This window comes from Albidovulum sp., assembly GCF_049646345.1.
Lineage (GTDB): Bacteria > Pseudomonadota > Alphaproteobacteria > Rhodobacterales > Rhodobacteraceae > Albidovulum.
This window is the reverse complement of sequence record NZ_JBARVQ010000517.1, coordinates 1-6,341: the sequence shown is the minus strand read 5'-3', so window position 1 is coordinate 6,341 and position 6,341 is coordinate 1. Positions and strand designations below refer to the sequence as shown.

The following is a 6,341-nucleotide window of genomic DNA, read 5'->3' as shown; positions in this document are numbered from 1 at the left end:
CGCAAAGCCCCTCTGACCTCATTTGATGCGCGAGGCCGCCAAAGCGCCAGCCCGGCGGGACGGGCAGGCGCTCGCCCGGCGCGCTTCGCGCTTGTTCCCGGGCGAAGGGGGCGTCGCGGATGTCCGCAATGTCCCGGTAACGCCCCCCCAACACGCCCCACGCCTCCCCCTTGCCGAACCGCACAGCTTCGGGCAGGTAAGGCGCATGGCAAAATCTGGCCCCTCTTTTTCCTGCACGGAATGCGGCGCGGTTCACAAGAAGTGGACCGGGCGCTGCGATGGCTGCGGCGCGTGGAACTCGATTGTCGAGGATACCCCCCTGTCCTCCGGTCCGGCGTCAAAAACGCTCGGGGCGGCCAAGGGGCGGCAGATCGAACTGACAACCCTCGCGACCGAGGAAACGCCACCGCCACGCTCATTGTCCGGCGTTGATGAGCTTGACCGGGTCCTTGGTGGCGGTCTTGTCCCCTCCTCGGCCATCCTTGTCGGCGGCGATCCCGGCATCGGCAAGTCGACGCTTCTGTTGCAGGCGGCGGCCAGCTTTGCCCGGCGTGGCCTCTCCTGCCTCTATGTCTCGGGCGAGGAAGCCTCGGCCCAGGTCAGGATGCGGGCCCAAAGGCTGGGGCTGGCAGATGCGCCGGTGCAACTGGCCGCAGAAACCAGCCTGCGCGACATCCTGACGACGCTTGATGCGGTCCGGCCTGACCTTGCGATCATCGATTCGATCCAGACCATGTGGGCCGACAATGTCGAAAGCGCCCCGGGTTCCGTCTCCCAGGTCCGCGCCGCCTGCCACGAGCTGGTAAGTTTCGCCAAAAAACGCGGCACCTCGATCATCCTTGTCGGCCACGTCACCAAGGAAGGCCAGATCGCAGGCCCCCGCGTGGTCGAACACATGGTCGACACGGTGCTTTATTTCGAAGGCGAGCGCGGCCACCAGTTCCGCATCCTGCGCGCGGTCAAGAACCGCTTCGGCCCGGCCGATGAGATCGGCGTTTTCGAGATGACCGGCGGCGGGCTGGCCGAGGTGGCGAACCCCTCTGCCCTCTTCCTCTCGGACCGGGGGCAGGCCAGCCCCGGCTCGGCGGTCTTTGCCGGGATCGAGGGGACAAGACCGGTCCTGACCGAAATACAGGCACTTGTTGCGCCCTCGCCCTTGGGCACACCGCGCCGCACCGTTGTCGGGCTCGACAGCGGGCGCCTGTCGACCATTCTCGCGGTTCTGGAGGCACGCTGCGGCATCCCCTTTGCCGGTCACGACGTCTTTCTGAACGTCGCGGGCGGCATGCGCGTCTCGGAACCCGCCGCCGATCTGGCGGTCGCGGCAGCGCTTTTGTCGGCGCGCGAAGATGTTGCACTTCCGCCAGATATGGTGATTTTCGGCGAAATCAGCCTTTCCGGAGACCTGCGTCCTGTAGGACAATCGGAAAACAGGTTGAAAGAAGCGGAAAAACTTGGTTTCTCACAGGCGATCGCGCCAGAGAGAAGCAAGATCACCGGGGGCAGCGGGATGCGGGTACGAAAGATGCCCGATCTCACAACGTTTGTCGGCGACATGTTCGCGGCAGGCTGAGCAAGGAGCGAGGGCATGGAAGGTTTCACCATCGTTGACGCCATTGTGGCGGTCATCATTCTGGTCTCGGCGATCCTCGCCTATGGCCGCGGTTTCGTGCGCGAAGTCTTGGCCATTGCCGGCTGGGTCGCCGCTGCTGTCGTTGCGTTCATCTTCGCACCGCAAGCCGAACCGCTGATCCAGCAGATCCCGGTTCTGGACAAGTTCCTGGGCGACAGCTGCGAACTTTCGATCATCGCGGCCTTTGCCGGTGTCTTCGCGGTCGCACTGATCGTGATGTCGATCTTCACGCCGCTCTTTTCCTCGGCTGTGCAACGCTCGGCGCTTGGCGGGCTCGATCAGGGGCTTGGTTTCCTGTTCGGCGTGCTGCGCGGCATCCTCCTCGTCGCCGTGGCCTTCGTGGTCTACAACCGGGTTCTGACTGATGCGACCGTACCTGTGGTCGACAAGTCGCGTTCGGCCGTTGTCTTCGCCTCTGTCGAAGAGCGTCTGAACGAAGAGATGCCCGAAGACGCACCGCGCTGGATCCTCGACCGCTACCAGCAGTTGGTCGGCGAATGCGGCGCACCGACCACGACCGATACGACGGGCACCACCACCGCCAACTGACCGGGACGGTCACAAATCCCGGTCTTGCCGAATTTAACGGGTGACATGGGCGTGACATGAGCGCGCCATGTCTCTAAATGGGGGCACGTTCCACTGCCCCGGATTCGGAGACACGGCCCATGCGCCCATTCCTGAGCCACCCCTTTGACGACGACAAGTTGAAGGAGGAGTGTGGCGTCTTTGGCGTGATCGGCGTCACCGATGCCGCGAATTTCGTCGCCCTCGGCATGCATGCGCTGCAACATCGCGGACAAGAGGCGGGCGGCATCGTCGCCTATGACCCCGAGACCGGCTTCAACAATGCCCGCCGCTTCGGCTATGTGCGCGACAACTTCACCAAGGCAGACGTGATGGCGACCCTGCCCGGCTCTCTTGCCATCGGGCATGTCCGTTATTCCACCGCCGGATCGAAGGGCGCGACCGCAATCCGCGACGTGCAGCCCTTCTTCGGCGAGTTTTCCATGGGCGGCTGCGCGATTGCCCATAATGGCAACATCACCAATGCGACCCAGCTGCGCAAGGATCTGATCGAGCGCGGCTCGATCTTCCAGTCCTCATCCGACAGCGAATGCATCATCCATCTGATGGCCCGTTCGATCCAGAAGAACATCCCCGAACGGATGAAGGATGCACTGCGCGCGGTCGAAGGCGCGTTTTCCGTCATCGCCATGACCCGGACCAAGCTGATCGGCGTGCGCGATTCCCTCGGCGTCCGGCCCCTTGTCCTCGGCAAGATCGGTGACGAAGGTTATGCGCTCTCGTCCGAGACCTGCGGGCTCGACATCATCGGCGCCGAGTTCGTGCGCGAGATCGAGCCCGGCGAAATGGTCGTCATCTCCAGGGGCAAGGTCGAAAGCTCGCGCCCCTTCGGCCCGTCGAAATCGCGGTTCTGCATCTTCGAACATGTGTATTTCTCGCGGCCTGACAGCATCCTCGGCGGCCGCTCGGTCTATGAGACCCGCCGCCAAATTGGCGTGGAACTGGCCAAGGAAAGCCCGGTCGAGGCCGATCTGGTCTGCCCGGTGCCCGACAGCGGCACCCCGGCGGCGATCGGGTTCAGCCAGCAATCGGGCATTCCTTACGCGATGGGGATCATCCGCAACCAGTATATGGGCCGCACTTTCATTGAGCCGACCGAGCAGATTCGCAATATGGGCGTCAGGTTGAAACTGAACGTCAACCGCGCGCTGATCCGGGGCAAACGCGTGATTCTGGTCGACGATTCGGTCGTGCGCGGTACGACCTCTATCAAGATCCGAGAGATGATCCTGGAGGCAGGTGCCGCCGAGGTCCATTTCCGTATCGCATCCCCCCCCACCGCCTGGCCCTGCTTTTACGGCGTCGATACGCCCGAGCGGGAAAAGCTTCTCGCCGCGACGATGAGCGAGGACGAGATTCGCGACTGGATCGGGGTGGACAGCCTGAAGTTCATCTCGCTCGACGGCCTCTACCGCGCCGCGGGCGAGGCCGAAGGCCGCAACAAGACCTGCCCGCAATATTGCGACGCCTGCTTCTCGGGCGAATACCCGGTCGCGCCCTCGGACCAGATCGCCAAGGGGTTCGCGATGAAGGCTGCGGAGTGACACATCCGCTTCCGGTACATGATGAACTGATCGAAAACATAAAAGGTCGCGTTCCGGGATATGAGATGCACCTCAACGGCCCACCGCCACCACCAGCCGCCCCTTTCTTGGCCGCAAATAGCGAGGCGGTCGAACACCGTCTGGGGTTTCGACTGCCCGATCTGCTCGTCCAGCTTTACGTTGAGGTCGGAAATGGTGGATTCGGCCCGGGCTACGGGCTGATGGGATTAGGGGAGGGCGGCTTCACCGATGACCTTTCACAAACTGCGGATGATCTCTATCGGTTTTGGCGTTCCGAAGAAGCTAAGAGAGATAGGTGTTTTTGGCCCAAGGGCGTCCTGCCCGTCAGCCCTCTAGGCTGTGCAATGTACGCTTGCATCGGTACAAAACTCGACGAAGTCCTGATCTGGGAACCCAATCTCTGGAACAAACGCAATTCGGTCAAGTCCGCGATATTCCGAACAAGCATGACGCTTGCAGATTGGCTTGGGGGTTGGGCGGACGGTAAAACCGTATCTTGTTCCCAAGTATACGGGCACAATAGTTTTGCAGACCTTCCACCGCTTGCGCGGCCACTCGCCAGTCCTTCAGCGGTACGGCGCGCTCCGAAGGATCAGACGGACTTTCTGGACAAGCTTTGATCCATGCCTGACACGATCCGCTACCGCCCGCACCATTTCCTCTGCTCGCTCGGGTTTGAGGGCAAGGGTTATTCCGACGACTTCACCGCGAACATGAGTGCCATCGTCATGGGGCGGTTGCGCGCCGATGGCGGCGACGCGACGAATATCGAGGTGACAGGGGCCACCGACGATATCTGTGCCCCCTGCCCCAAGCGCCGGGGTCGGCTTTGCACCAATGAGCCCAAGATCAAGGTGCTCGACCGCGCCCATGCCGCCGCGCTGAAGCTGGAACCACGTGAGCAGCTCACATGGGGCGAGGCAAAGGCCCGTATCCGCAAAAATGTCCCGCCGGGCAGCCTCCGGACGCTCTGTCAGGGCTGCGAATGGGAGCCTTACGGCATGTGCGAAGCCGCCCTTGCCCGCCTCCACGAAGACCAGACCTGATCCAACGGAAAACGCCGCCCCAAGGGGCGGCGTTTAAGCCATTTGTCAGGCAAGGCCTGAAGATCAGGCCTTGCGGCCCTTCAGCGCGGCCCAGGCCCCGGTAACCACCAGCGCCGCGATTACCGCCTTGACGGCATCGCCGATCAGGAAGGGCGCCATGTAGTACTGCCAGATCATGCCGAAGCTGTCCGCACCCCATTTCGCGGTGTCGATCCCGGCGACCTCGGCCAGAGACATCGCCCAGGCGACGCCCGGGATGTAGAGAAGCGCCGAGGCGAGCAGAGCCACGGCGGCGGTTCCGACAAGGCCTTTCACGCCACGATCAGCGGCATAGCCGACGATGGCCGCCATCAGGACAAACCCCACGAGAAAGCCGCCGGTCGGGCCGAAAAAGGCCGCGCCATTGCCGCCATTGGCGAAGACCGGCAGGCCCATCGCGCCTTCGCCGAGATAGGCGAGAACCGTCAGCGCGCCCATCCGCGCGCCGAAGGTCAGACCGACAAGCAGGATCGCGAGCGTCTGCAAGGTCATCGGCACCGGCAGCATCGGCACCGAAAGCTGCGCGGCGATGGCGATGAACAATGATCCGCCCACCACCATGAGCGCACGGGTCAGAAGTGATTGCGACGGCGCAAGGGCCTTGGCGAGGGTCATCAGTGACATCCTTCCTCTGGGTCAATTTGCGCCGCAATTTCGCGGCAGCGCAGCGACAAGTCAATCTCTTCTGTTGAAATGCCATGCAGGCAATGCGAAAGGGGCGACATGACCGACGTATCACAGACCAAACTCGCCCTTGTCACCGGTGCCTCGCGCGGGCTGGGCTTCGCCATGGCCGCCGCGCTTGCCGAAAAGGGCTGGCACGTGCTTGCCACCGCCCGCACCGTGGGCGGGCTGGAAGAGCTTGACGACCGCATCCAGGCAGCAGGCGGCAGCGCCACGCTCGCGCCGATGGACATCACCGATGACAAGGCCATGGCCCATCTCGCAGGCTCCATCGCCGAACGCTGGGGCAGGCTCGACCTCTGGGTCCATGCCGCGATCCATGCCGCGCCGCTTTCGCCTGCGGGCCATCTCGACCCGAAGGACTTCGACAAGTCGGTCGCCTGCAACCTGCGCGCCACCGCCTCGCTGATCCCGATGCTCGAACCCCTTTTGCGCGCCACCCAAGGCACGGCGCTATTCCTCGACGACCCGCGCGGCGGCGAAAAGTTCTTCGCCAGCTACGGCGCCACCAAGGCGGCCCAGATCGCGCTCGCCCGCAGCTGGCAGGCCGAATGCGAAAAGATCGGGCCCCGCATCCTCATTGAAACGCCGCGCGCAATGGCCACCGCCACCCGCGCCCGCTTCTACCCCGGCGAGGACCGTACCGTACTGGCCGATATTCATGACGAGGCGACGCGCCTCCTCGCCTGCCTCTGACCTCTTTCATCTTGGCCCAAATACCTTCGCCGAAGGCAGCGCGGGCACCGCTCTTTCGGCGCGGGGAACCCGCGCCGGGCCCCGGGCGAG

General features: G+C 63.6%; 7 protein-coding genes. 6 read left to right on the top strand and 1 reads right to left on the bottom strand.

The genetic code is table 11. The features are described 5' to 3' along the window. Positions 1-205: 205 nt before the first annotated feature. The 5 genes from radA (at position 206) to WBB85_RS13195 (ending at position 4,832) form a co-directional block, all read left to right on the top strand. Positions 206-1,573: a DNA repair protein RadA gene (gene radA / locus WBB85_RS13215; protein WP_432639072.1), complete on the top strand. Its 1,368-nt coding sequence runs from the start codon at positions 206-208 to the stop codon at positions 1,571-1,573. 15 nt (positions 1,574-1,588) lie between these two features. Beyond that, positions 1,589-2,182, top strand: coding sequence for a CvpA family protein (locus tag WBB85_RS13210; protein ID WP_432639071.1), 594 nt, complete (start codon positions 1,589-1,591; stop codon positions 2,180-2,182). A 119-nt stretch (positions 2,183-2,301) separates the two neighbouring features. Next, a complete protein-coding gene (gene purF / locus WBB85_RS13205; protein WP_432639070.1) occupies positions 2,302-3,765 on the top strand; it encodes an amidophosphoribosyltransferase in 1,464 nt (487 codons plus the stop codon). Further along, entirely contained in the window at positions 3,762-4,406 is a 645-nt protein-coding gene (locus WBB85_RS13200; RefSeq protein WP_432639069.1) for an SMI1/KNR4 family protein, read from the top strand. The genes purF and WBB85_RS13200 overlap by 4 nt, the downstream gene beginning before the upstream one ends. A gap of 3 nt (positions 4,407-4,409) precedes the next feature. Continuing rightward, positions 4,410-4,832 carry a DUF1284 domain-containing protein gene (locus tag WBB85_RS13195; protein WP_432639068.1) on the top strand — a complete coding sequence of 141 codons (423 nt, stop codon included), beginning with the start codon at positions 4,410-4,412 and terminating at the stop codon, positions 4,830-4,832. 63 nt (positions 4,833-4,895) lie between these two features. On the opposite strand, the gene WBB85_RS13190 is transcribed toward WBB85_RS13195, so the two are convergent. After that, a complete protein-coding gene (locus WBB85_RS13190) occupies positions 4,896-5,486 on the bottom strand; it encodes a biotin transporter BioY (RefSeq protein ID WP_432639067.1) in 591 nt (196 codons plus the stop codon). A 108-nt stretch (positions 5,487-5,594) separates the two neighbouring features. On the opposite strand from WBB85_RS13190, the gene WBB85_RS13185 reads away from it, so the two are divergent. Further along, positions 5,595-6,251, top strand: coding sequence for an SDR family NAD(P)-dependent oxidoreductase (locus tag WBB85_RS13185; RefSeq protein ID WP_432639066.1), 657 nt, complete (start codon positions 5,595-5,597; stop codon positions 6,249-6,251). Positions 6,252-6,341 lie beyond the last annotated feature (90 nt).